This window comes from Mesorhizobium sp. M1328 (genome assembly GCF_040318075.1).
Lineage (GTDB): Bacteria > Pseudomonadota > Alphaproteobacteria > Rhizobiales > Rhizobiaceae > Mesorhizobium.
Map to the genome: position 1 here is coordinate 140718 of NZ_JAMYLO010000011.1, position 23405 is coordinate 164122.

Genomic DNA, 23405 nt, shown 5'->3' on the forward strand with positions numbered 1-23405 from the left:
GGGTTTCCATGTATATTAGCGTTCCATTGAAAATACCATTGGCCTCCGTCCGACTAACGCAGCTTCAGCCAGCGACGCTCGCAACTGAACGACCGCATTGGGTCACGTCATGACACACTTGCACCGAACAAAGGTCTGCTCTTGTCGCTCCGGGTTTGAAAAGCATCTGTCCGCTTTCCGGCCCGAAGCAGACCTTTGCCGAGCGGCGATCAGCGTGGCGCGGAAACCTTACTCCTCCTTCGCTTTTCGGGGGCAGACATCGGCCTGCGCGAGGTGGGGCGTTCGCTTGGGGCGCCTCCGGCGACGGCGAGTTTTGTTCCGTTCCGCCAAAGGGGGTTTGCTGGTGTGGATCTTGTTTTGGGGGTATTCTCTTGGTTGAAGAATGGGCCTAGTCGACTTCGATTGCGGTCGCTTTAGCTCGGCCGCTCCGCTCGGGAGGAGCCTCTGATTGCGATGGCGCGCTTTGCCCACCTTGCCCTTCTCGCCTTCGCATTGTTGCCTGGAATTGCGCTGGCTGGGAAGCCTTTCGTCCCGAGCTGGATCAAAAACGATCCGGTAGCGAAGACGGTGGCTATCGAGATTGTCGCCGATTGGAACCAAGTCGAGCGGTACCGCAGGGACAACATCCGGACCGACATTATCGACTTCAACGGCTACTGGGGCGGCAATCTCACGATCATCGTGCCAGAAGAATGGTCGGTCCAGATCGAGTTCATCAATGGCTCCTCGAATTTCAGGCACGGTCTGATGGTGACCAGGGTTTATGCTCGGTCAGAGATGCCAGTGAAGTTGGAGGCTGAGGATGCGATTTGGGGGGCGTACACCGCTCCGCTAGAGGGGATTAAAATTAATGAGAGGAGGCAACTCAACTTTGTTGCCCAGCAGGCGGGGAACTATTTCCTCGCCTGTCCGAGACAAACGCACCTGATGGACGGACACTGGATCGGTTTCGAGGTGAGAGGCAATCTTGAGCGGGCCGTGGCAATCGTCCATGAAGACAAGTTTCCGCAGGAGCAGCCACCAGGACGCCCATAGCGTTGCGCGAGCAACCAGCGCTATGGCTTCGTCGTGGAGATCATTGCAAATCCATGGCGGCTTACCTTGAAACTCGAAAGTCTGGCCGCGCCCGACCGGTTTAGAACTGCCCCTGGTTGCCAAGCCACCAGGTCCAAGCTGAAGCATCCAAACAAGCCTTTGGCGCAGCCGGAGCATCGGCGAGGGCTAATTTGGGCCGTAGTGTCGAAGCGTCGGTGGAGCCGCCTTCCAAGCTTGATCCACAAGTCGCCTGTTGGCGCAGATGAGCCTACTTGGGCCGCTCCCGTGTGCGACCACTTTCCGCCCGATCGAGACTTAGAGCGCTCCCACGCGGAATAGTTCGAGCCGATGCGCCCGCCGGCTCGGTCGTGCCATTTCAAGACCCCGCGGTGCTTTTCCAGAGCGACTTTCGCCTATCGGAAGGAGTCGGGCGGATTCTCCCATAGCCGACAGTCCGCGTCCGGCCCCAATCAAGTCGTTTCGTAACCGGCAGCCGCTTGCGGGTAAGGTCCTGATAGGCGAAACTGATTGGAACCGGGAGGGTTTGCCACCTCGCCTCCGAGGTTGGCCGCCGACAGAGTGCTCCGAAATGGACCGCAAGCTCGCCGCCATCCTTGCTGCTGACGTTGTCGGATACTCTGCCATGATGGAGCGCGACGAGGCGGGTACGCATGAACGGGTGCGCGCCGATCATAAGGAACTTTTCGAGCCGACAGTAGCGCGTCATCATGGCACTATCTTCAAGCTGATGGGCGACGGCCTGCTGGCGGAGTTTTCTTCTGTCGTCGAGGCGATGGAATGCGCGGTTTCGTTGCAACGTGGGCTGGCCGAGCGAAACGCCTCTTTGCCGAAAGACCAGCGCGTCGAAGTGCGCATCGGCGTCAATCTTGGCGAGGTGATTGTCGAGGGTGACGATCGGTTTGGCGAGGGCGTAAATATCGCGGCGCGACTAGAACAACTTGCCGAGCCTGGCGGCATCTGGGTGTCTGCAAAGGTCGCGCGCGAGGTTGAGAAGAAGCTGGCTTTCGGCTTTCAGTCGATGGGCCTGCAGAGGGTCAAGAACATCGCGGAGCCGGTGGAGGCATACCGTGTCACGATCGGCGGCAAGGCCAAGCCCAGGCGGGCGAGCCGCAGCCGGTCGCGGCTGCCAGTCGTGGCGAGCTTCCTGGTGCTGGTCTTAGCAGTCACAGCGGTCCTGGCGTGGTGGCAGTTCTATGGAACAAAGCGTGATATGGGCCAGGGTGGTATCCCGACCGTCGCGGTTCTGCCGTTCAAGAACATGAGCGGCGACCCGAAGCTGGAATATTTCAGCGACGGCATGACAGACAATTTGATCTCGATGCTGGCAGGCGTCACCGAACTTAAGGTGCTCTCGCGTAGCTCTACCTTTGTCTACAAGGACAAGCCAACCGATGTCCGCCGGATCGGCCAAGAATTGAACGCGGCCTACGTGATCGAGGGCAGTATCTGGAAGGAGACGGACCGGGTGCGCATCACCGCACAGCTGATCGACGCGCGCACGGGCGAAAACCTCTGGGCGGAAAAGTTCGATCGCTCTGGAAGCAATCCCCTTGTGATTCAGGACGAGGCGATCGAACGCATCATTGGCACGCTTGGTGGCCAGCGCGGAAAAATGTACGACATCGAATACAAGAAGGTCTGGGAAAAGGACACACCGGATCTTGAAGAGTACGACTTCTTCCTTTGATCCAATTTCTTTTTTGGGCAGTTCACGCCCGAGAGCCTGGTGAAGGCGACGGACATAATTCTTGAGGGCCTGGCCAAATTTCCCGACTCGTCGCTGTTATCGTGCGGACTGGCTTGGGATCACGTCTTGGCGGCCAGCCTCGGCTTTGACGAAAAGCCTGACGAACATTGGCGCATGGCGTCCGAACTGGAAGCAAAGGTTCTTCCGCGGGCCAACCTCGGACCCGACGCAAGAAAAAGCTGCTTGTGGTCATCCGTCTACGTCAGCGCTCATGAGGGCAACTTCGATCTGTCTCTGCGTAGGGCCGATGAGGTGATTGCGCTTTCGCCCGGAGACGCGTTTCTCATCGGCGACCTTTCATCAGCAGCCCGCTTCAGCGGCCTGACAGACAAGGCCATTGAGCGAGCAGAATACGGGCTCAGGAACGATCCAAACTTCGCCGATTATTATCTCGTGATGAAGGCAAATGCCCTGACGGATATCGAAAAGTACGCCGAATCTGCTGCACTGATCACGAAGGCGTCAGACTTCCTGATCACCGTTCCGCTGCTACGTGCCATCAACGATGTCCATCTTGGAAAAACTGACGATGCACGCAGTGAAGTCCTCAAGGCGCTTGCCATGCAGCCGTGGCTTAAGGCCACGCGGTGGCGCGATATGACGTTCCATATCAATCCTGCAGTGATTGATCGACAGGTAGCCGACCTCGTCGCTGCGGGATTGCCAACGAAGTAGTTTCGGTTGGAGGCCGGAGTACAGGCGTGCAGTATCCTTCCCCGCATCGTTAGTTGCTTTCAGGATGCACCGATTTGAATGTCCAGCTTTGGACCCTCCGCTGTTGAAAAGCTGCCAGTCCGCATCCGGCCCCGAAACGGTCATTCTGGATGCCATTTTGCGTGAAGCGGTCCGCGCGGCGCGGGGTTGCGCAAGAAGCATGGTTCAGTCGAAGAAGCCCGCATCCTCTTCCCCGAGATACTTCCTGGCTGCTTCGGCGTCGATATCGAGGCCCAGCCCCGGCGCTTCCAGCAGGTCCACCATGCTGTCCTTCACGATCTGCGACGGCAGGCCGATTACGAGGTCCTCCCACCAGGGGTCGGAGGCGCTCGGGTATTCGAACGCGATGTAGTTGGCGGGCAGGGTGGCGCAGACATTGATCAGCGCGCCGAGGCCGAGAAGGCCGTTCGCGGTGCCGTGCGGTGCCATCAGGATCGAGTGCATATAGGCGTGCTCGGCGACCCATTTGAGCTCGGCAATGCCGCCAATATCGGCCGGATCGGGCCCGATGACGCGCACCGCCTGCGTTTCGATCAGCTCCTTGAAATTGTGCCGCAGGTAGATCTGCTCGCCGGTATGGATTGGCGTCGAGGTGGAGGTGGTCAGCTCCCGATAGGCCTGCGGATTGACCCACGGCACATAGTCGCCGGTCAGCATATCCTCGAGCCACATCAAATTGTACTTCTCGACCGCGCGAGCGAACTTGATCGCATCGGGCAGCATCCAGCCCGGGCCGCAGTCGAGCGCCAGGCTGACCTTGTCGCCCAGCACTTCCTTCATCGCGATCACGCAGTCGAGCATGTGGTTGAAACCGCGCTCGCTGATCACGCCCTGATCCATGGCACCGTGATAGCCAGCCTTTGTCTGCGTCACACCGTAATGGAAGCCCTCGATAGTGTCCTTCATGTTGGAGTGGAACGAGATTCCTTGCTTGATCATGAAGAAGTTCTGCGGCTGCTCCATCATCCATTTCACGTCAGCGGCGTAATCCTCCGGCCGGTCGCCCGTGCGTTTCTGGCGGATCGAGCCGTTATAGACGCGCACCTTGTCGCGCACCTTGCCGCCGAGCAGTTTGTAGGCCGGCACGCCTGCGGCCTTGCCGGCTATGTCCCACAGCGCATGCTCGATAGCGCTTACCGCCGCGCCATAGGGCTTGAAAGAGCCGCGTTGGCGGATCTTCAGCATCACCCGCTCGACGTCGGTAGGGTCCTCGCCGATCAGCGCCTCGCGGAAATGCAGCACCCAAGGCTTGAGATAGGTCTTGGTGAACTCGACTTCGCCAAGGCCATAGAGGCCCTCGTCGGTAACGATGCGGACGATGGGATGTTTGCCGATGACGGCGCAGCGGAGGTCGGTGATCTTCATCTTCGGTTCTTTTCGCCTCAGCTCCAGGTGCGGTCCCAGGAATACTCGTTGTCCCAGTGATCCGTGGGCTGCCAGATGCCGGTGACACCCGGCTGCAGATGCTGCGAGATCACCTCGTCGACGACGTCGTCGATCCCCAGGCCAGGTTTGTCCGGAACAGTGATAAAGCCGTCCTTCACGAGCGGCTTGGGAACGCCGGTGACGATATCGTCCCACCAGTCGACATCGGCAGAGTGGTATTCGAGCGCCATGAAGTTTTCGGTCGCGGTCGCGACATGTGCCGCGGCCATTGCGGCGATTGGACTTTCGGCCATATGGATGGCCATTGCGACGCCGTGGTCCTGCGCCATGTCGCCGATCTTCTTGGTCTCGAGGATGCCCCCGCTGGTGAGCAGGTCCGGGTGGATAATGGAGAGGCCGCCGCTTTTGAGCAGGGGCTCGAAGCCCTCCGTAAGGTAGATATCCTCGCCGGTGCAGATCGGCACCGTGGTGGCGGCCTGCAGTTGCCGGTACTGCTCGGTGTACTGCCATGGGATCACATCCTCGAGCCAGGCCGGCACGTATTTCTCAATCCGCCTGGCGAGGCGAATACCGTTCTGCAGCGAGATGTGGCCGACATGGTCAATGGCGAGCGGAATATCCATGCCGATAACATCGCGAACCTCGGCAATATACTGCTCAAGCAGGTCGAGGCCCTTGTCGGAAAAATGGAGGCCGGTAAACGGGTGGGCAATGTTGTGCAAATCGTACGCGGCGTTGCGGGCGCGTCGCTCTTCAAGGGTTTTGACCGGGCCGCGGCCGGGATGGACGCGGTACCCTTCAAGTGAACCGGCAGGGGAGACGACCGCACCGGGTACATCCGCGATCTGCATCAGCCCCAGATCCATCTTGAGGAAGGTGAAGCCGAGCTCCATGCGCTGCTTGAGGCGCTTGCCTGTCTCGGTGCCGCTCGGCACGGTAGCGTCGGTGTCGCAATAGACGCGCACCTTCTCCCGAAACCGGCCGCCGAGCATCTGGTAGATGGGCACGCCATAGGCCTTGCCGGCGAGATCCCACAACGCGATCTCGACCGCCGAGACGCCGCCGCCTTGCCGGCCGTGGCCACCGAACTGCTTGATCCGGCGAAACAGGCGGTCGATGTCGCAAGGGTTCTCGCCAAGCAGCCGGCTCTTCAGCATCAGCGCGTAGGTGGCACTGGCGCCGTCGCGCACCTCGCCAAGCCCGACGATGCCCTGGTTGGTGTAAATCTTGAGCAGGGTCGAGGTGAACGGCGCGCCGACGATTTCGGCTACCCGCATGTCGGTGATGCGAAGCTGGGATGGCTTGGAGTTCGCGTTCACCCGATTGAGCGCTTCGTCGGCGCCATCTGTCTTTGCCATGACTTATCCTCGTTTCGGCTTGTCGCCCCGCACCCTGGGCCGGCACAGAGTGTTGCTAGCCCAGCTCAATCTCGTGGGCCTGCAGGTAGTCGCGATCCATCTCAATGCCGAGACCAGGCTTCGACGTCAGCTTGAGGCTGCCGTTCGAAATGTCGAGTGGTCTGTCGATCAGGTGATCGTATTTGCCGAGGTTCCACTCCGATGTTTCGAGTTTGTAGAAGTTGGGAACGGTCATCATCACCTGCGCTCCCGCAACCACGTTGATCGGTCCCGCGGCGTCATGCGGCGAGACCGGGACGTAGTAGGCTTCGCACAGCGCAGAAATCTTCTTGAGTTCGGTAATGCCGCCGGTCCAGGTAACGTCGGGCATGATGTAGTCGGCGAGCTTGTTCTCGAGTACCGGCACGAAATCCCATTTCGTGTGGCCGCGCTCGCCCCACGAGATGGCGGTATTGACCTTCTCACGCACCTGCTTGAGGGCGTTAAGGCTCTCGGGCGGGCAGGGCTCCTCAAACCAGTCGATCTGGCCGGCCTCCTCGAGGCTCCGACAGAGGCGAATGGCGGTGGGAACGTCGAAGCGGCCATGCGCATCGATGAGAATGTCGACATCGGGTCCTGCCGTTTCGCGGATCAGAGCCGTGAGTTCGGCGGCTTCGCGCTCGTCCTTGCGGGTCATGCTGCCATCGAGGTAGCCGTCCCGCTGTTCGCGGGGCAGGCCATCGGCGCTGCGGCCCTGGTGGGGGTAAGGATCGAACTTGAGCGCAGTGTGTCCGGACTCGACAATGTCTAGAATTTCGCGGACCACAGCCTCTTTGCTGGTGAATTTGGCCTGGTTGGGATGGGTGTAGAGCGCGATTTCATCGCGTACTGGTCCGCCCAGCAGCTCGTAAATCGGCTTGCCGAGGACTTTGCCCCTGATGTCCCAGAGGGCTATGTCGATGGCGCTCACGCATTCGACCGCGGCGCCGCGGCTTCCCATGTAGGTGAAGCTGCGGAAGATCTTGTGCCAGAGATGCTCGATACGCGCCGGATCCTCGCCTGTCACGGCGACGCCGATCTGCCGCAGGATCGTGCAGAGAGCGCGGTTGGCGAGCCTTGTCGTGGTGGTGATCTCTCCCCAGCCACTCACTCCCTCGTCGGTCGTCACTTCGACGAACAGGAACTCTCCCCAGTAAGAAGCATCGGACTTGAACAGCCACGGCCGAATGCTCGTGATTTTCATCTCAACTACCTTTGCCTGAAAATGGTCAGCTAACGATGTTCTGGACTGGATATTCTATCCGGCCCGAGCGGCGTTGCGCGCTCGCATCTGTTCCAGAATATGCCTGCCCGAACCCTCGACATGGCGGGAAACGAGTTCGGCCGCCTTGTCGGCCTCTCCCGCCTTCACAAGCGCGATGAGTTCGCGGTGCTCGCGCATGATCGCGGCACGTCGCGCCAGCGTGAAATTGAAACGCCGGCTCACGGCTCGCAGCACTTCGCGATGCTTCCACCAAAGCTCGGCGGCGTGGCGGTTATAGTGCCGCTGGTACATCACCGTGTGGAAAGCGGTATCCAGCTCACTGTGCCTGAATGTGTCGGCGAAGTTGTTCTCTTCGATCAGGCCCTGGAGACGTTCGAGTTCGGCAATGTCCTCGCCGGTAGCCATATTCACAAACCATCGTGTCAGGGCTGGCTCGATCAGAACACCGATCTCGTAGATATCCCGGACAAAATCCTGATCAATGGGTCGGACGCGCGCCCCGCGGTTGGCGACAAAGGTGACAAAGCCTTCGCCGCGCAACAGCTGCAGGGCCTCGCGCACAGGATTGGTCGAAGTGCCGTGACGCCGGGCGAGATCGGTGACCACAAGCCGTTCGTTGGCGGCGAGCCGTCCTTCGATGATGTCTTCCCTGATCAATTCATAAAGCGAGGCGCCCTCGCTGGAGGCCCCGATGGGATCGGTCCCCACCGGTGGCATCGCTTTGAAGTCGCTTATTTCGGCCAAGGTCGGCTCCCCAATTTAATACATACCTTGCCCGATATCACACACGGCTTTCGCAAACAATGTACGATCTGGCGCGTTGACAGGCAATCCATGATCTGAAAACGTACCAAGCGATCGAGAGGATACACTGAGCTGAAAGAAGCATCCTCGCGATCGAAACGAGCAAGGACCGCTTTGCTTTGGCGCAGGGCGGCATGGGAGAACCAGGGAGGATACCTATGACGAGAATTGCGCTCGGCAGTGCCGTCCTGCGCGGCACTGTCGCCACTGCTTTGATGGCATCCCTGACGTCTACATCGGCGCTGGGTGCACCGCCGGTTGACCTGAGCAAGTGGTCGCCGGAATATGTACGCTCGATTGCGGGCACACAGGATTTTGACACGGCGGCCGATTGCGCCAAAGTCACCCCGCTCGACTACAAGGGGCGACTGACTTTCTGGTATCAGGGCGTGTTCGAGGGCGACCCCGACCTCCTGCGCCAGTACTACAAGGAATTCTTCGAGACCTTCCGCAAGACATATCCGAACATCCAGCTCGAGGAACAAGCCCTCACCTATAACGACCTTCTCGACAAGTTCCGCACCGCGCTCCTGGGCAATGCCGCGCCTATGGCGGTCCGCCTGCAAATCCTGGGTGGTACCGAATTCGCCTCAAAGGGCTATCTGCAGCCGCTCAAGCCAGAGGACGTGGGGTATTCGACCGAGGATTTCTGGCCCGGCGCCATGAAGGCAGTGACCTGGGAGGGCGTGACCTACGGCATTCCGACCAACAACGAGACGATGGCGTTCATCTGGAACGCCGACATCTTCAAGCGTGCGGGCCTCGATCCGGACAAGGCTCCGGCAACCTGGGAAGACGTCGTCAAATATTCCAAGCAGATCCACGACAAGCTCGGCATTGCCGGCTACGGTCTCGTGGCTCGCAAGAATGCCGGCAATACGCCGTACCGCTTCATGCCACAGCTATGGGCCTATGGCGGCGGCGTCTTCGACGAAGCCACGGCAAACCCGACCTATGAGCAGGTCCAGCTCGATAGTCCGCAGAGCAAGGCAGCGCTGCAAGCCTCCTACGACATGTATGTTCGCGACAAGTCGGTTCCGGTTTCGGCACTCACCAACCAGCAGGCCGATAACCAGCCCCTGTTCGTAGCCGGCCAACTCGGCATGATGATCTCGCACCCGTCCGATTACAACGTCATGCTCGACCTGCAGAAAAAGGCGACGGGCACCGACAAGGACAAGGCGCAGACTGTCATCGACAACATGCGCTACGGCCTGATCCCGACTGGTCCCGACGGCAAGCGCGCCGTCGTGTTCGGCGGCTCGAACATTCACATCCTGAAGCCCGAATATGTCGAGGGCGGCAAGGTAGACGAGCCGGCTGCGAAAGCTATCATCTGCATGTGGACGAGCCCTGAATGGTCGCTGAAGATGGCCTACGCCGGATCAAACCCGGGCAACCTCAACGGCTTCAAGACCAAGTGGATGAAGGAACGTCTGGACAACATCAAGTTCCTCGACGTCACCACCTCGATGCTGCCATACGGCATCCCGTTCCCAGCGCTGCCGCAGGCCCCCGAGATCATGAACATCATCATCCCGGACATGCTGCAGAATGCCCTGACCGGAGCGATGACCGTCGACGAGGCAGCGGACGACGCGGCCAAGAAGGTAAAAGACGTGATGGGCGGACTCTAGTCCAGGCCTGACCTACGACCTGACCGGCTGCGCCGCTGGCGCAGCCGCCTCGTTCCGAAGAATAAGGGCACGCCACAAGTGACGATCGTGACCAGCAAGGCCGAGGCTCGCCGAAAATTGCAACCTGGCAGGTCCGGCGCGCTGCGGAAGATCTGGGCGCATCGCGCGGACTACGCGTACGTGCTCCCAGCGATCGCCGTGATGCTCATCGTCATCGCCTATCCGATCTACTACACGATCGAGCTGTCGTTCTTTAAGACACCGCCTGGTCTGCAGCTCCGTGACAAGAGCTTCATCGGCTTTGACAACTACACGACCATCCTCACCAGTCAGGTGTTCTGGAAAGTCACCTGGAACACACTGATCTGGACACTGGGGTCAACTTTCATCTCCTTTGTCCTGGGGTTTGCCACAGCGCTGGCGCTCCACCGCGACTTCATCGGCCGTGGTGTCTTGCGCGCTATCCTGATCATCCCTTGGGTCATCAGCGCAGTCGCCGCCTCCTATATCTGGAAGTGGATCTACCATTCGGACTTCGGGATCATCGGCGCGGTGCTGGTGGGCCTCGGAATGGCCGACCAGCCGCCGAATTTCATCGACAATGTCAGCACGGTGCTGCCCTCCCTGATCGTCGTCAATATCTGGCGCGAGTTTCCGTTTGCCATGATCATGATGATGGCCGGCCTGCAGACAGTCCCCGACCAATTGCTGCGCGCCGCAAAAGTCGACGGTGCCAATGCATGGCAGCGCTTCTGGCACGTCACCTTCCCGCACTTGCGCAACGTTTCGGTGGTGACGATGCTGCTGCTCGCGGTGGCCAACTTCAATTCCTTCATCATCCCCTGGATCATGACCGGCGGTGGGCCGTCGAACGCATCGCACATCTGGATAACCCACATTTATGAGCTCGCCTTCGGACGGCAGCGCTGGGGCGTGGCATCGGCCTATTCGGTGCTCCTGTTCCTCACACTGATGACGCTGGGCTACTTCTACGTCCGTGCGTTAAGCGGCAACGAGCGGAAAGAGGGGAGCGCATGAGCACGATTGCCGAGACAGCACCTCGAGCCCAGACCCGTCGCCGCATGCGCGTCGACGGATGGCGGTGGGCCGGGCGCATATTCCTCGTGTTCATGCTGCTTTATACTGCGTTGCCGATGATCTGGATGCTGATCACCTCGATCAAGTCCGGGTTCGCGGCGACGCAATTCCCGCCGCAATGGTGGCCGGACGAGCCTACCCTCGCCAGCTACCAGAAACTGCTCGATCCGCAGAACAGCGTCGGCCAGGACTTCCTCCGCTTCTTCTGGAACAGCCTTTTCGTGTCGACCGTCACGACAATCCTTTCGGTGATCGTGGCTGTCCCTGCGGCCTACGCGTTTTCGCGCTTCAGTTTCCCCGGCCGGAATTTCCTGTTCTTTGCCGTGCTGCTGCGCAATATGTTCCCGGCGGTGATCTTTCTCGTACCGCTCTTCATCCTGATGCGCGCCATCGGTCTGATAAACACGCATGGCTCGCTGATCCTCACCTATCTCACCTTCGGCCTGCCGCTGGCGATCTGGCTGCTCAAGGGCTTTTACGACAACATCCCGGTGCAGCTTGAGCAGGCGGCGCGCATCGATGGCGCAACACGGTTCCAGGCCTTCATCATGATCGTGATGCCGCTCTCGACGCCGGGGATCATCGCCACCGCAATCTATTCCTTCATCGGCGCCTGGAACGAATACATCTACGCCTACACCTTCCTCTCCAAGAACGAGCAGCTGACCCTGCCGGTTGGCATCCAGCGCTTCTTCTCGGAAAATACGACGGACTTTCCGGGCCTGATGGCGGCCAGCTTCATGATGAGCGTGCCCGTCGTGGTGCTGTTCCTGGTCCTGCAACGATACTTTGTACGCGCCCTTACAGAAGGCGCGGTCAAGCACTAGGGAGTTGCCGATGGCCCACGTGGTCCTCCAAGATCTCGTCAAGAGCTATGGCAGCTTCAAAGCTGTCAACCACGTCTCGCTGACGGTCAATGACGGCGAGTTCGTTGCGCTCGTCGGCCCTTCAGGCTGCGGCAAGACAACCACGCTCAATCTCGTCGCCGGGCTGACCCCGATCACATCGGGCGACATCATCATCGGGGAGCGGGTGGTCAACGACCTCGACCCCAAGGACCGGGACATCGCAATGGTGTTCCAGAACTACGCGCTCTACCCGCAGAAATCGGTCTACAAGAATCTGGCGTTCCCGCTTCAGATGCGCAAACTCCCCAGGGACGAGATCGACAAGAAGGTCAAGGAAGCGGCGCGAGTGCTCGACATGACGCACCTGCTCGAGCGCAAGCCGCGCGAACTTTCGGGCGGGCAGCAGCAGCGTGTGGCCCTTGGCCGTGCCCTCGTTCGCGACCCGGCCGTGTTCCTCATGGACGAGCCACTGTCTAACCTCGATGCCAAACTGCGCGTGCAGATGCGGTCGGAGATCAAGCGCTTCCACCAGGACCTCAAGGCGACGATCATCTATGTGACGCACGACCAGCTCGAAGCCGTGACCATGGCTGACAAGATGGCGGTGATGAATGGCGGCTACCTGCAGCAATACGATTCACCGGCGCAGGTCTTTGCCCATCCGGTGAACATGTTCGTCGCCAGCTTCATCGGCAGCCCGGCGATGAGCCTTATTCCGCTGGAGGCCTCGACGGCAAACGGCAACACGGTGTTGACCGGCGCGGAGGGCTGGCGCCTTGAGCTCTCGCCGCGCAATGCCCAGAAGGTGGCGAAAGCAACGACCAGGAAAGTCGTGCTCGGCGCACGTCACTCGACGATCAAGCTCCACAAGAGTGCGGTGCCAGGCAGCGTCCCGGCCAAGGCCTATACGGTGGAGCCGACCGGAGACGTCACCTTCGTGCAGGCGTTCCTGTCCGGCGCCATCGTCAACGTCAGCGTGCCGCCAAACATTGCCGTCGCGCCCGACGAGCAGATCTGGCTCGAGTTCGACCAGGAGCGGATGCATCTGTTCGACGGCGAAACTGAAATGGCCCTCAAGGCCAACTGAGATAGGGCGAATGCGCATGAAACGTGGGCGCGGATGACTGAGAAGCTTAAGATCACCGCGATCAAGCCCTATCCGGTGTGGGTAGGAACGCGCAACCAGATGCTCGTCAAGGTCGAGACCGACCAGGGCATCTTCGGCTGGGGCGAGAGCGGCTTGAGCGGTCGCGAGAGGGCCGTGGCCGGCGCGGTCGAGCACTATCGCGAGTTTCTCATCGGCCGCGACCCGATGCAGATCGGGCGGATCTGGCAGGAGGTTTACCGCAGCCAGTACTTCGAAGGCGGGCGAGTCCTTCAGGCGGCAATTTCCGCCATCGACATCGCCCTTCACGACATCAAGGGCAAGGCACTGGGGGTGCCGGCCTATGAGCTGCTAGGCGGCAAGCAGCGCGACCGCGTCCCCACCTTTGCCTCGACCGGCGACGAGGCCGAGGGCGATGTTGCCATCGAACGGGCCCGCGAACTACGCGCACAGGGGTGGCAGGCGATCCGCTTCTTCCCCTTCGGGCAAAACAGCAAGGACATCTTCGAGCCGCGCGAGTCCATCGGCGCTACCGCGGGTATGCTGAACAAGGCGCGCGAGGCGCTGGGCGGCGACGTGGTCCTCGGCCTCGACTATCATCATCGGCTGTCGGTGGCAGAGGCGGCGAGCTTCTGCAACAAGCTCGGCCGCGGCGTGCTTGATTTCCTCGAGGAGCCGATACGGGCCGAAACGCCGGAGGCCTACGAAGCGCTGCGCACGATGACCGAAATCCCCTTTGCCATAGGCGAGGAATTTGCCAGCAAATGGCAGTTCCTGCCCTACATCGAGCGCGGCATCCATCAGTTCAACCGGATCGATGTTTGCAATGTCGGCGGGCTCACCGAGGCGATGAAGGTCGCTGGCTGGAGCGAGGCGCATTATGTGGACCTGATGCCGCACAATCCCCTTGGTCCCGTGTGCACGGCCGCGACCGTGCATCTCGCCGCTGCGGTACCCAACTTTGCGTGGCTCGAGACCAGGGCGCCCGAAATAAAGCTGGGCTTCGACAATTCCGACTTCTTCCCCGTGCAACCACGGCTCGACGGGACCGATTACCCGGTCGGCGATCTGCCGGGGCTCGGCGTCGAGGTCAACGAAGTGGCGGTCCAGGCGCAGAGTTTGCGTTTCTGGGAAGCGCCTCACCTTACGCGCCGCGACGGTTCTGTTACGAACTGGTAGTTCCATTCAATCGGAGTCCACAATGACGCATACGTCCGACATTACGCGGCCGCCTAAAGACCTGATCGACGCGCTAAGGGAGATCGGCGCCGCGACGGTTGCCGGCACGCTTGGCCACATGGGCTTCCGCAATCCGCACATGGTTGGTCCGGTGGCGCAAAACCACGGGAAGTCGATCGTGGGGCCGGCGCTGACGCTGCAGTTCCTGCCGCAGCGGCCGGACCTCTTCACCGAAGGAGAATATGCCGATCCGGAGACGCAACTGCACCGGCACGTGCTCTATCACGCGCAGGAGGGCGATGTGGTCGTGGTCGACGCGCGCGGCGACATGAGCTCGGGCGTCTTCGGCGATATGATGTCGACGTATTTCAAGGGCAGGGGCGGGGCGGGTATCGTCATCGATGGGTGCATGCGCGACCGGCCCAATGTCGAAAAGCTCGATCTGCCCCTATGGCTGCGCGGCTGGACGCCAAATTATCACGTGCAGACCAGCATCTATCCCAATGCCGTCAACGTTCCGATTGCCTGCGGCGGTGTCACGGTGATCCCCGGCGACATCATCGTCGCCGACGACGACGGCGTGGTGGTGCTTCCCGTCGTGATGGCCCCGAAGGTGATCGAAGAATCACAGAAGCATCATGATTGGGAGGAATTCTCACGAGGGAAGCTCATGGAGGGCGGCCCGTTGCAACGCTACTATCCGCTGCATGACGATGCCCGCGGGGAGTACGAGGAGTGGCGCAAAACAAACCGCCTGGAGAACCCGAGTTAGTCAGCAGGCCTTGGCGATCAGTTTTGCCAGGCAATCGGCAGCCTCGGTCCCCGGCACGCCGAGATCTCTGACGCTATCCATGTGGTTGCGGTTCGGGAGCACATGCGACCTTACCAACGATCCCTGCCGCAGCAAGCTTGCTTTGAACCGATCGGCTTGCTGATGGAAGGGTGGCGTCTCATTGGCTCCGACCAGAACCGTCGCCTTGGTTTGAGGATCATGCCGACAGGCGAGCGGCGTGAACATGGCGACTTCCTCGTCGGTTATTCCAATCTCGTTGGCGAGAAAGGAATCCTGGAGCGGTTTCAAATCGTAGAGCCCGCTCAGCAGAAGGGCTGCCCTCACATTCGAGGAGGTATGCGCGCCGTCGAACAGGAACGTTGCAAGATGTGCTCCTGCCGAATGACCACTGACAGTCAGGGCCGCCGGGTTTCCGCCATGAGCGGCGATGTTGGCCAGGATCCACTGCTTGGCGCGGCGCACCTGGTCGACGATCGTCGCCATTCTGACCTTGGGCATCAGAGCATAATCGAGGATGACGGCAATGGCCCCGGCCTGGGTTATCGTCGTCGCCATGTATGAATAGTCGCGCTTGGAGAACATTCTCCAGTAGCCGCCATGGACAAAGATGTGCACCGGAAGCGCCGTTCTTTTGCACGCGGGAAAGAACAGGTCCATCGTCTCGGTCGGATCTGGTCCGTAGGCCACGTCTGCGGCCATCGCAATGGCGGCGCGGGCGGCCTCGCTGCGGTCAACAATGTCCTGCACGATTTGGTCAAAGTCAGCAACGTGGTCGCGGATGCGAAAGGGATCGCCTTGCATTCTTCTTCTGCTCACATGCTGACGGCGAGGTATTTCGCCTCCATGAACTCGGCAATGCCGTGATGCTGCCCTCCCTCGCGGCCAAGCCCACTCTGCTTGACGCCGCCGAAGGGAGCTGCAGGATCGGACATCAGCCCGCGATTGAGAGCGATCATCCCGGCCTCGATCCGGGAGGCCACCCGCATGCCGCGCGCCAGATCGCGCGTGTATATGTAGGCAGCAAGCCCATATTCGGTGTCATTGGCGCGCTCGATGACCTCGGCCTCGGCTTCGAAGCTCGAGATTGGCGCCACCGGCCCGAATATCTCCTCATGCGCCATCTTTGCGTCGCCCGGCACGTCGCGAAGCACCGTCGGAGGATAGAAGAAACCGCGTCCGGACAGCACTGAGCCACCGCACAAGACCCGCGCGCCTCGTGCGACCGCGTCGACGACAAGGCGGTCTATCTTCTCGACCGCCTTCTTCGTGATCATGGGCCCGCATTCCGTGTCCGGGTCGGTGCCGGCGCCGACCTTGAGCGACGACATCCGCTTCTCGAGGCCCTCGGAGAAGGCTTCGTAGATGCCAGATTGCACGTAGAGGCGGTTTGCAGCCGTGCAGGCCTCGCCGGCGTTGCGCATCTTGGCCACCATTGCGCCATCGAGCGCTGCTTCGAGATCGGCGTCGTCGAACACAATGAACGGTGCGTTGCCGCCGAGTTCCATGGAACACGAGACCACATGCCTGGCAGCCTCTGCCAGCAGAGCGCGACCCACACCCGTCGAACCGGTGAAGGAGAGTTTGCGCACCCGCGGATCGGCCAGCATGGCGGCTGTCAAAGGCCCGGGACTGGAGGTTGTCAGGACGTTGACCACCCCCGGCGGAACGCCTGCGTCCTGGTAGAGCGCGGCTAGCGCGTAGGCGGTAAGCGGGGTCTCACTGGCCGGCTTCAGGATCACCGTGCATCCAGCGGCAAGTGCCGGCGCGATCTTGCGCGTCGCCATCGCGGCAGGAAAATTCCAGGGCGTGATCAGGACGCAGATGCCGATTGGTTCGTAGTCGACCACAATGCGATTGGTGCCGGAAGGCGCAGTACCGAATTCACCGGTAATGCGAACGGCCTCCTCGGCATTCCAGCGGAAAAATTCCGCGGCGTAAGCGATCTCGCCTCGGGCATCCCGCAGGGCCTTGCCGTTTTCCAATGCGATGAGAGTAGCCAGTGCCTCCGATCGTTCCGTCATCAACTCAAAGCAGCGTCTGAGGATCTCGGAACGCTTTCGCGGCGACGTTGTCCGCCAGCCATGGGCCGCCTTGGCAGCGGCGTCAACGGCGGCGGCCGCGTCCTCCAAGGTCGCATCGGGTACGGCAGCGATGACGGCTTCCGTCGAAGGATCGATGACCGGAATTACCCTGCCATCCGCGGACTGCCGCCATTGGCCGTCAATATACAGCCCGTGCGAAATCGTGTGGAAGTCGCTGACGCCCTGATCATCCGACAGAACCTGTGAAAACGTGTTCATCTCGATATTCCCGATTGTTTACATGACGCAGCTGGCGAGGTCGCCATCAAAGGCGGCCTGGACCAGGCGTCGCATGGATCCCAAATCGAATGGCCGCGGATTGTTCTTGATGAGGCGCTCGATACCGATCGCTTGTTCCGCCGTCCAATCGAGCTTGTCGGCAGGCAGCCCTAGCTCGGCCAACGTGGGGATGATCCCGATTGCCCCAAACAGCCGACTGACCTCGCCAATGGTCGCGTCGGCCAACTCTTCGGGCCTCCGGCCTTTTCCATCGAGGCAGAGCGCGCTGGCGATCTCGGCCATCTCGGTCGCTGCGGCGGTTCTGTTGTACTTCATGACGTACGGCAGCATGGTGGCGACACCCATTCCGTGAGGGGTGTGGGTTATCGCGCCAACCGGGTATTGCACTGCGTGCGCTGCCGCCGTACCGGCCGTTCCGAACGCGCAGCCGGCTGCAAGTGCACCCATCATGACGTCGGCCCGGGCGTCCTCGTCAGACGGCTGGCGGTATGCCGTTTCAAGGCTTCGGCCAAGCAGCTTGATCGCCAGCAGGGCGAAATGATCGGTCAAAGCGGTTTTGCCGATAAAGACATGTTTCTGGGGAAGGCCGGGATCGGTCCCACGCCTGACGGCGGTGAAGGCCTCGATTGCATGCGTCAGCGCATCGGCGCCTGCGATCGCTGTCAATGCCGGCGGGCATGTCATCGTCAGTTCAGGATCGCAGATGGCCGCGGCCGCGATCAGGTACGGGCTGGAGATGCCGACCTTCAACGTGCGATCCGGATCCGCGATCACGGCAACCGGGGTGACTTCAGAGCCGGTGCCGGCTGTCGTCGGCACCGCGATCAGCGGCAGTGTCGGGCCGGGCACCTTGAACTCACCGTAGTAATCCTGGAGCTGACCGCCGTGACTGATGAGCAACGCCGCGCATTTGGCCATGTCGAGACAACTGCCGCCGCCAATGCCGATCACCACGTCGGGCGCGAACTGCCGCGCTTCCTCGACGCAGACGGCAACCGTGTCCCGGGGGACGTCGGGTAGCACACGGTCATGCACCAGTACGTCTATCGAGGCGGCTCGCAGCGCCGCGACAATCTCTGCGAACGGGCCTGTTGCGGCAAAACGTTCATCGGTGCAGACGAGCACTCGACGCCCGAGCCTGGCCGCGACAACCGGGATGACGTGGCGTTGGCCTTTCCCGAAAAGAATTTCGCGCGGCAGCCTTATGGCAGCGAAAAGGCTCATGACCTGCATCCTGTGATGATGTCTGGATTGGGATACGGAAGGGCGTTCAACTCGGCCCAAAGGCTGGGTTTGACGTCAAACTCCACTTGCAGCGCGGTTGCGTATCGACGCGCCGAACCATCGCCCGCAACGCTGGCGGTCCGTTCAGGTTCCGCAGGTGAGGAAGCACGGGCTGCCAGGGCGGCACGCTGTTCCAGCAGGGCCTTTGCAAGTGCCATTGCTTCGTCTCGAAACAGCCTCAAATTATATCCTCTATAAAATCGTATATGATATAGGATTGCATTGGTCGGAGCATCGTGTTAGCGACTCAATGTGTCAAGAGGCAAAACGTGCAGGCCATGAACTTACCCAGTGTAGACGGAGCGAACCTCGCCGGCGGGCGTATCCAGCGCTCCAGCAGCCTGGTTGAGGACGTCTACGAAGCGATTTTTGCGCAACTCATGTCGCTGAAGATTGCGCCGGGCTCGCGCATCACGGTCGACAGTCTTGTCAAGGAATTCAACGTCTCCCACACGCCGATCCGCGAGGCGCTCGGCCGGCTCGAAGGCGAAGGCCTTGTACTGAAGACGCATCTGATCGGTTACCGCGCTGCGCCGCAGATCACGAAACGACGGTTTGACGAACTCTACGAGCTTCGCCTGTTGCTCGAGCCTCATGCAGCGGCCAAGGCAGCGGCGCTCATGGACGAGGCGAAACTTGCCGTACTTCAGGAATCCGCAGGCGTCATGGCGCGCCGTGAGGGCAAGGACGAGCGCCTGCGGTATTCCAACTTCGCCCGCCAGGACGCTGTTTTCCACGACAGGGTCATGGAATTCGCCGACAACGAACTCGTGCGCGAGACGCTGGCGCACCAGCATACCCACTTCCACATCTTTCGCCTGATGTTCCATTCGCGCGTCACCGAAGAGGCGCTTGACGAGCATGAGGCCATCCTGGCCGCTTTCGCTGCGGCCGATCCTGCCGCTGCCGAGCAGGCGATGCGTCGTCATATCGAGCATTCCCGCGACCGTTTGTTGCTGGCGTTCGACTGAGACTTGTCCCGATGTCCCCGTACCCGTCGTCGACGATCATCACGCAGGCCAGTGCCAACGAATACTACCTCCCCGATTCACCTTCTAGAAACTCAAACCCACCGGGCGAGTACAGGTCTCGCCCGGCCGTTGTCACAGGAAAGGAAGTACCATGCCAGGCAAAAAGATCCTGATGCTGACCGGTGAATTCACCGAGGAATACGAAATCTTCGTCTACCAGCAGGCGATGGAAGCGGTGGGCCACACTGTTCATGTCGTGTGCCCAGACAAAAGCGCCGGAGACCTGATCAAAACGTCGCTGCACGATTTCGAGGGCGATCAGACCTACACCGAAAAGCTCGGCCACTATGCACTGATCAACAAGACCTTTTCCGACGCTGAGAAGCAGCTGGAGCAATACCACGCTGTTTACTGCGCCGGCGGTCGTGGTCCCGAGTACATCCGCACGAACAAGCGTGTGCAGGCGATGGTGCGCCATTTTCACGAAACGAAGAAGCCGATCTTCACAATTTGCCACGGCGTGCAAATCCTGATCGCGGTAGACGGCGTCGTGCGTGGCAAGAAGGTCGGCGCACTGGCGGCATGTGAGCCCGAAGTGACGCTTGCGGGCGGCACCTATATCGACCTGTCTCCAACGGAGGCTTATGTGGATGGGACGATGGTTTCGGCAAAAGGCTGGACGGCGCTTGCAGCGTTCATCCGCGAATGCCTGAAGGTGCTGGGGACGGAAATCCGCCACGCGTAGACCTTTGCTCCGGCGCATCCAAAAGGCTGCGTCGGTTCCCTTGCTGCAGAGGAAACTTGTCACCGCCAATTCGGCTTCGGATCATAAAGCATCTGCATCACGCTGAGTTTGCGTCCCAGGGATCAGAAGCATTTCGTCATGCATTGGTGCTCGTTTAATCAAATCCTGTGAGCAGCGCATCAGTGTTTCCCTTGCCGAAGCCAGATGCGCTCGGCAGGCAACCTCAATCCGAGTGGAGTTGCGGCGGCGTAAAACCCGCCGAGGCTCTAACTGCAGCCGGATGAAAATTCAGTGGCAGGTCAGGGAGGGCCTTCGCCGGCAGGACGGTACGTTGCGCAGGAGTCATGTCCAGAAGGTTGTCCAGCGGGCTGACGTAGGAGCCGATCGAATTGCGATTGGAGGCTCAACACTCGGTCTGCTGGAATCGCTTGCCGTGGCTGAAGGAAAGCCTGGAGTGTACGCGGCGGGGCACGACGTTCGTAATTTCTTACCGAAATGGCTCGCCGATCGTTACGGGCGAAAGTTCGTGCTCTCTGGCGTGTTGCTGTTCCTCACTGTGGTCTCGCTCCTTGCCGCGTTTAGCCGAGACATCCAATCCCTTACAGTGCTGCGTGGCATTCGGGCATCGCTCTTGGGGCCTTCCACCTCTGGTCATTTCCTACCTGACGGAAATCCTGCCGCCCAGACGCCGTGGCATGCTGATCCTTCTCGTCAGCACCACCGCCGCCCTTGGCCCCCACTGCTACAATCTTCATCGCCCGCTGGCTTGCGCCGCTCCAGCCATTGGGCTCGACGCGTGGCGCTGGGCGTTTTGCCTCGGCAGTTTCGGCGCAGGGGTCTTAGGGCTCCTGTTTCTGATCCGGAATCACCGCGGTGGCTGTTGTCGCAGAGCCGGCTGGCGGAGGCTGAAACAATAGTCCAGGCATTCGAGCGTTCCCCGAGAATAGACTTCCGAGAAAGTCCTGATTGCACTGCGCGGAAATGTAGGCCTCAATGGGGCCGTCAAGGGAGGGCGGACGCCATCATAGTGTCGGTACGGACAGACCCGCAACCTTTAGCTGTTGAGACAGTGATCGATCCGTCCCGCAAGCGGCGGCTGATCGACCTTTCCGAACTTTGGCGATATCGGGAAGTTGTGTTCTTCCTGGCCTGGCGCGATTTCAAGGTCAAATACCGCCAGACTTATCTGGGTGTGCTCTGGGCAATGTTGCAGCCGCTCGTTGCCATGTCGGTCTTCAGCGTCTTGTTTGGCCGACTCGTGGGCATCTCATCGAACGGAGCGCCATACCCGCTGTTTGTCCTGTGTGGGCTCGTGCCGTGGAATTTTTTTTCGCGGGCGGTTGGCAGCATGACGGGCAGCCTTGTCAGCAACCAGGAACTTGTGAAGCGCGTCTATTTTCCGCGTCTGATCATTCCCATATCCGCTATGGCCACGTGCCTGACCGATATGATCGTCGGCCTCACTCTTTTGTTCGCGGCGCTGCTGGCATTCGGAATCTGGCCGGCACCACAGGTGATCTTCCTGCCACTGTTCGTGCTCGTCATGGCTGCGTCGGCGACGGGGCTGGGAGTGGCACTATCTGCGATCAATGTCCGCTTTCGCGATGTGGGATATCTCGTGCCGTTCAGCCTTCAGATAGTTCTGTTCATGACTCCGGTTGTCTATCCGGGCAATCTCGTGCCGCACTTTTGGCGGCCGCTCTACAGCCTGAACCCTATGGTGGGGATAGTCGAAGCCATGCGCTGGAGCGTACTGGGCACGCCCGCCGATTGGGTCATGATCTCGATATCGACTCTCTCCTCGCTGGCCCTTCTCGTTGCCGGACTGGCTATTTTCTCAAAGTCCGAACGCGCGTTTCCGGACCTGATCTGAGCAATGACCGACACAGTGATTGAAGCCACCAATCTCTCCAAGGCCTACAGACTGGGGGTGGCGAACAATAGCTTCCCTACCTTGCGGGACGCGCTGGCCAGCGGCGCAAGGCGAATCCTTCACAGGAAGCCCGCTTTGGGTCGACGCAACGGTGGAGACGATCAATTCTGGGCCCTGAGGAACGTCTCCTTCCAGGTGCGCGCAGGCGACGTCCTTGCCGTGATCGGACCCAACGGCGCGGGAAAGAGCACCATTCTCAAGATATTGGCGCAGATTGTGGAGCCGACTTCCGGTCGCGCGACGATACGCGGACGGCTGGGAGCTTTGCTGGAGGTCGGCACGGGGTTCCACGCGGAGCTGACCGGCCGCGAGAACATCTATCTCAACGGAGCGATACTCGGCATGCGGCGCGCCGAGATCAGATCCAAGCTCGATGAAATCGTCGATTTCTCCGGCGTCGAGCCGTTTCTCGACACGCCCGTCAAGCGTTACTCAAGCGGCATGTACTTACGCTTGGCCTTCGCGATTGCCGCGCATGTCGATCCCGATATTCTGGTGATCGATGAGATATTGGCCGTTGGCGACGCCGCATTCCAGAAGAAATGCATTGCCAAGGCCGAAAGCGTTGCCGGAACGGGCCGCACAGTGCTGATCGTTAGCCACCAGATGTCGGTTCTGCAGCGGCTTTGCAACCGCGCAATTCTTATCGACGGCGGGACGATCCTGGCCGACGGCCCGACGGGCGACCTGGTCCGGAATTATCTGCAGACACTGGAAGCGCGAGCGAGCACCGATCTGAGTACACGAACGACGCGCACCGGGCGAGGCCGCCTGCGCGTCGTCGGCATCGAGGTTTTCAACAAAACGGGTCCCGTCGCGTCGGGGCAGCCGGCGGTTTTTCGGCTTCAGGTCGATGGGCCGCGCGAACTTGCACAATGCGTTATTACCATTATTGACGACCTCGGCGATCCTGTGACGTCATTCGACACGATGGAGCACTCCGAGCATGATCGTCAGGGCGAAGTCTACACGGTGCATGTAGAGAGCCTTATGCTGAGACCAGGGCGCTACAGGATTGATGTGGCGCTAGTGGCGGACGACAGGGTGGTCGAAGACCACGTCGAGACCGCCGCCGTGTTCGATGTCATGCCCGGCTTGCTCGACAACCGACCGGTTACCGCCCAACCCGGCTTCGGCAGTGTCAGCTTTCCGCACCGATGGGTGACTAGGCGTTGACGCTTGT

At 60.5% G+C, this 23405-nt stretch carries 20 protein-coding genes; 13 read left to right on the top strand and 7 right to left on the bottom strand.

Translation table 11 applies throughout. From position 1 onward, the window contains the following. Positions 1-453: 453 nt before the first annotated feature. The 3 genes from NKH23_RS20200 (at position 454) to NKH23_RS20210 (ending at position 3478) form a co-directional block, all read left to right on the top strand. Entirely contained in the window at positions 454-1035 is a 582-nt protein-coding gene (locus NKH23_RS20200; protein WP_352913646.1) for a sulfocyanin-like copper-binding protein, read from the top strand. Positions 1036-1624: 589 nt separating this feature from the next. Next, the gene (locus tag NKH23_RS20205) at positions 1625-2743 is read left to right on the top strand and encodes an adenylate/guanylate cyclase domain-containing protein (RefSeq protein ID WP_353035238.1); all 1119 of its coding nucleotides are present in this window, start codon (positions 1625-1627) and stop codon (positions 2741-2743) included. Between the two features lie 39 nt (positions 2744-2782). Beyond that, the gene (locus tag NKH23_RS20210) at positions 2783-3478 is read left to right on the top strand and encodes a tetratricopeptide repeat protein (protein ID WP_353035240.1); all 696 of its coding nucleotides are present in this window, start codon (positions 2783-2785) and stop codon (positions 3476-3478) included. 204 nt (positions 3479-3682) lie between these two features. Here the strand turns inward: NKH23_RS20210 and NKH23_RS20215 are convergent, their stop codons facing one another. The 4 genes from NKH23_RS20215 to NKH23_RS20230 are packed head-to-tail and all read right to left on the bottom strand — an operon-like array spanning position 3683 to position 8248. Then, entirely contained in the window at positions 3683-4882 is a 1200-nt protein-coding gene (locus NKH23_RS20215) for a mandelate racemase/muconate lactonizing enzyme family protein (RefSeq protein WP_352913652.1), read from the bottom strand. A 17-nt stretch (positions 4883-4899) separates the two neighbouring features. Further along, positions 4900-6261, bottom strand: a complete 1362-nt coding sequence (locus tag NKH23_RS20220) for a mandelate racemase/muconate lactonizing enzyme family protein (RefSeq protein ID WP_352718866.1) — start codon at positions 6259-6261, stop codon at positions 4900-4902. A gap of 55 nt (positions 6262-6316) precedes the next feature. Beyond that, on the bottom strand, positions 6317-7483 hold the full coding sequence (locus tag NKH23_RS20225) for a mandelate racemase/muconate lactonizing enzyme family protein (RefSeq protein ID WP_352718867.1): 1167 nt from the start codon (positions 7481-7483) through the stop codon (positions 6317-6319). Positions 7484-7537: 54 nt separating this feature from the next. After that, on the bottom strand, positions 7538-8248 hold the full coding sequence (locus NKH23_RS20230; RefSeq protein ID WP_023679253.1) for a GntR family transcriptional regulator: 711 nt from the start codon (positions 8246-8248) through the stop codon (positions 7538-7540). 218 nt (positions 8249-8466) lie between these two features. Here NKH23_RS20230 and NKH23_RS20235 point away from each other — a divergent pair, with 218 nt between their 5' ends. The 6 genes from NKH23_RS20235 (at position 8467) to NKH23_RS20260 (ending at position 14947) form a co-directional block, all read left to right on the top strand. Beyond that, positions 8467-9945 carry an ABC transporter substrate-binding protein gene (locus NKH23_RS20235; protein WP_352718868.1) on the top strand — a complete coding sequence of 493 codons (1479 nt, stop codon included), beginning with the start codon at positions 8467-8469 and terminating at the stop codon, positions 9943-9945. 78 nt (positions 9946-10023) lie between these two features. Beyond that, positions 10024-10983, top strand: coding sequence for a carbohydrate ABC transporter permease (locus tag NKH23_RS20240; protein ID WP_353035242.1), 960 nt, complete (start codon positions 10024-10026; stop codon positions 10981-10983). After that, entirely contained in the window at positions 10980-11870 is an 891-nt protein-coding gene (locus NKH23_RS20245) for a carbohydrate ABC transporter permease (protein WP_023679256.1), read from the top strand. The genes NKH23_RS20240 and NKH23_RS20245 overlap by 4 nt, the downstream gene beginning before the upstream one ends. A gap of 10 nt (positions 11871-11880) precedes the next feature. After that, positions 11881-12978: an ABC transporter ATP-binding protein gene (locus tag NKH23_RS20250; protein WP_352595570.1), complete on the top strand. Its 1098-nt coding sequence runs from the start codon at positions 11881-11883 to the stop codon at positions 12976-12978. A 33-nt stretch (positions 12979-13011) separates the two neighbouring features. Next, a complete protein-coding gene (locus NKH23_RS20255; RefSeq protein ID WP_353035244.1) occupies positions 13012-14175 on the top strand; it encodes a mandelate racemase/muconate lactonizing enzyme family protein in 1164 nt (387 codons plus the stop codon). 22 nt (positions 14176-14197) lie between these two features. Next, on the top strand, positions 14198-14947 hold the full coding sequence (locus NKH23_RS20260; RefSeq protein WP_352718871.1) for a ribonuclease activity regulator RraA: 750 nt from the start codon (positions 14198-14200) through the stop codon (positions 14945-14947). Here the strand turns inward: NKH23_RS20260 and NKH23_RS20265 are convergent, their stop codons facing one another. The 3 genes from NKH23_RS20265 to NKH23_RS20275 are packed head-to-tail and all read right to left on the bottom strand — an operon-like array spanning position 14948 to position 18513. Then, positions 14948-15769 (bottom strand): alpha/beta hydrolase, encoded by an 822-nt coding sequence (locus tag NKH23_RS20265; protein WP_352718872.1) that lies wholly within the window; start codon positions 15767-15769, stop codon positions 14948-14950. It lies immediately after the preceding gene. Between the two features lie 11 nt (positions 15770-15780). After that, positions 15781-17268: an NAD-dependent succinate-semialdehyde dehydrogenase gene (locus tag NKH23_RS20270; RefSeq protein WP_352718873.1), complete on the bottom strand. Its 1488-nt coding sequence runs from the start codon at positions 17266-17268 to the stop codon at positions 15781-15783. 18 nt (positions 17269-17286) lie between these two features. After that, positions 17287-18513, bottom strand: a complete 1227-nt coding sequence (locus tag NKH23_RS20275) for an iron-containing alcohol dehydrogenase (RefSeq protein WP_352718874.1) — start codon at positions 18511-18513, stop codon at positions 17287-17289. A gap of 338 nt (positions 18514-18851) precedes the next feature. Here NKH23_RS20275 and NKH23_RS20280 point away from each other — a divergent pair, with 338 nt between their 5' ends. From NKH23_RS20280 to NKH23_RS20295, 4 genes are all read left to right on the top strand, one after another. After that, the gene (locus NKH23_RS20280) at positions 18852-19544 is read left to right on the top strand and encodes a GntR family transcriptional regulator (RefSeq protein ID WP_352718875.1); all 693 of its coding nucleotides are present in this window, start codon (positions 18852-18854) and stop codon (positions 19542-19544) included. A 151-nt stretch (positions 19545-19695) separates the two neighbouring features. Beyond that, entirely contained in the window at positions 19696-20289 is a 594-nt protein-coding gene (locus NKH23_RS20285) for a DJ-1/PfpI family protein (RefSeq protein WP_352718876.1), read from the top strand. Positions 20290-21358: 1069 nt separating this feature from the next. Continuing rightward, positions 21359-22162 carry an ABC transporter permease gene (locus NKH23_RS20290; protein WP_352718877.1) on the top strand — a complete coding sequence of 268 codons (804 nt, stop codon included), beginning with the start codon at positions 21359-21361 and terminating at the stop codon, positions 22160-22162. Positions 22163-22165: 3 nt separating this feature from the next. Continuing rightward, positions 22166-23398 (top strand): ABC transporter ATP-binding protein, encoded by a 1233-nt coding sequence (locus tag NKH23_RS20295; RefSeq protein ID WP_352718878.1) that lies wholly within the window; start codon positions 22166-22168, stop codon positions 23396-23398. The last annotated feature ends 7 nt before the right edge of the window (positions 23399-23405 follow it).

Bases quoted from the DNA above. Each gene is read 5' to 3' on its own strand.
- NKH23_RS20255 (WP_353035244.1), top strand. From the start codon at position 13,012: ATGACTGAGAAGCTTAAGATCACCGCGATCAAGCCCTATCCGGTGTGG.
- NKH23_RS20260 (WP_352718871.1), top strand. From the start codon at position 14,198: ATGACGCATACGTCCGACATTACGCGGCCGCCTAAAGACCTGATCGAC.
- NKH23_RS20205 (WP_353035238.1), top strand. From the start codon at position 1,625: ATGGACCGCAAGCTCGCCGCCATCCTTGCTGCTGACGTTGTCGGATAC.
- NKH23_RS20275 (WP_352718874.1), bottom strand. From the start codon at position 18,513: ATGAGCCTTTTCGCTGCCATAAGGCTGCCGCGCGAAATTCTTTTCGGG.
- NKH23_RS20225 (WP_352718867.1), bottom strand. From the start codon at position 7,483: ATGAAAATCACGAGCATTCGGCCGTGGCTGTTCAAGTCCGATGCTTCT.
- NKH23_RS20285 (WP_352718876.1), top strand. From the start codon at position 19,696: ATGCCAGGCAAAAAGATCCTGATGCTGACCGGTGAATTCACCGAGGAA.
- NKH23_RS20220 (WP_352718866.1), bottom strand. From the start codon at position 6,261: ATGGCAAAGACAGATGGCGCCGACGAAGCGCTCAATCGGGTGAACGCG.
- NKH23_RS20270 (WP_352718873.1), bottom strand. From the start codon at position 17,268: ATGAACACGTTTTCACAGGTTCTGTCGGATGATCAGGGCGTCAGCGAC.
- NKH23_RS20265 (WP_352718872.1), bottom strand. From the start codon at position 15,769: ATGCAAGGCGATCCCTTTCGCATCCGCGACCACGTTGCTGACTTTGAC.
- NKH23_RS20280 (WP_352718875.1), top strand. From the start codon at position 18,852: ATGAACTTACCCAGTGTAGACGGAGCGAACCTCGCCGGCGGGCGTATC.
- NKH23_RS20215 (WP_352913652.1), bottom strand. From the start codon at position 4,882: ATGAAGATCACCGACCTCCGCTGCGCCGTCATCGGCAAACATCCCATC.
- NKH23_RS20295 (WP_352718878.1), top strand. From the start codon at position 22,166: ATGACCGACACAGTGATTGAAGCCACCAATCTCTCCAAGGCCTACAGA.
- NKH23_RS20245 (WP_023679256.1), top strand. From the start codon at position 10,980: ATGAGCACGATTGCCGAGACAGCACCTCGAGCCCAGACCCGTCGCCGC.
- NKH23_RS20200 (WP_352913646.1), top strand. From the start codon at position 454: ATGGCGCGCTTTGCCCACCTTGCCCTTCTCGCCTTCGCATTGTTGCCT.
- NKH23_RS20250 (WP_352595570.1), top strand. From the start codon at position 11,881: ATGGCCCACGTGGTCCTCCAAGATCTCGTCAAGAGCTATGGCAGCTTC.
- NKH23_RS20235 (WP_352718868.1), top strand. From the start codon at position 8,467: ATGACGAGAATTGCGCTCGGCAGTGCCGTCCTGCGCGGCACTGTCGCC.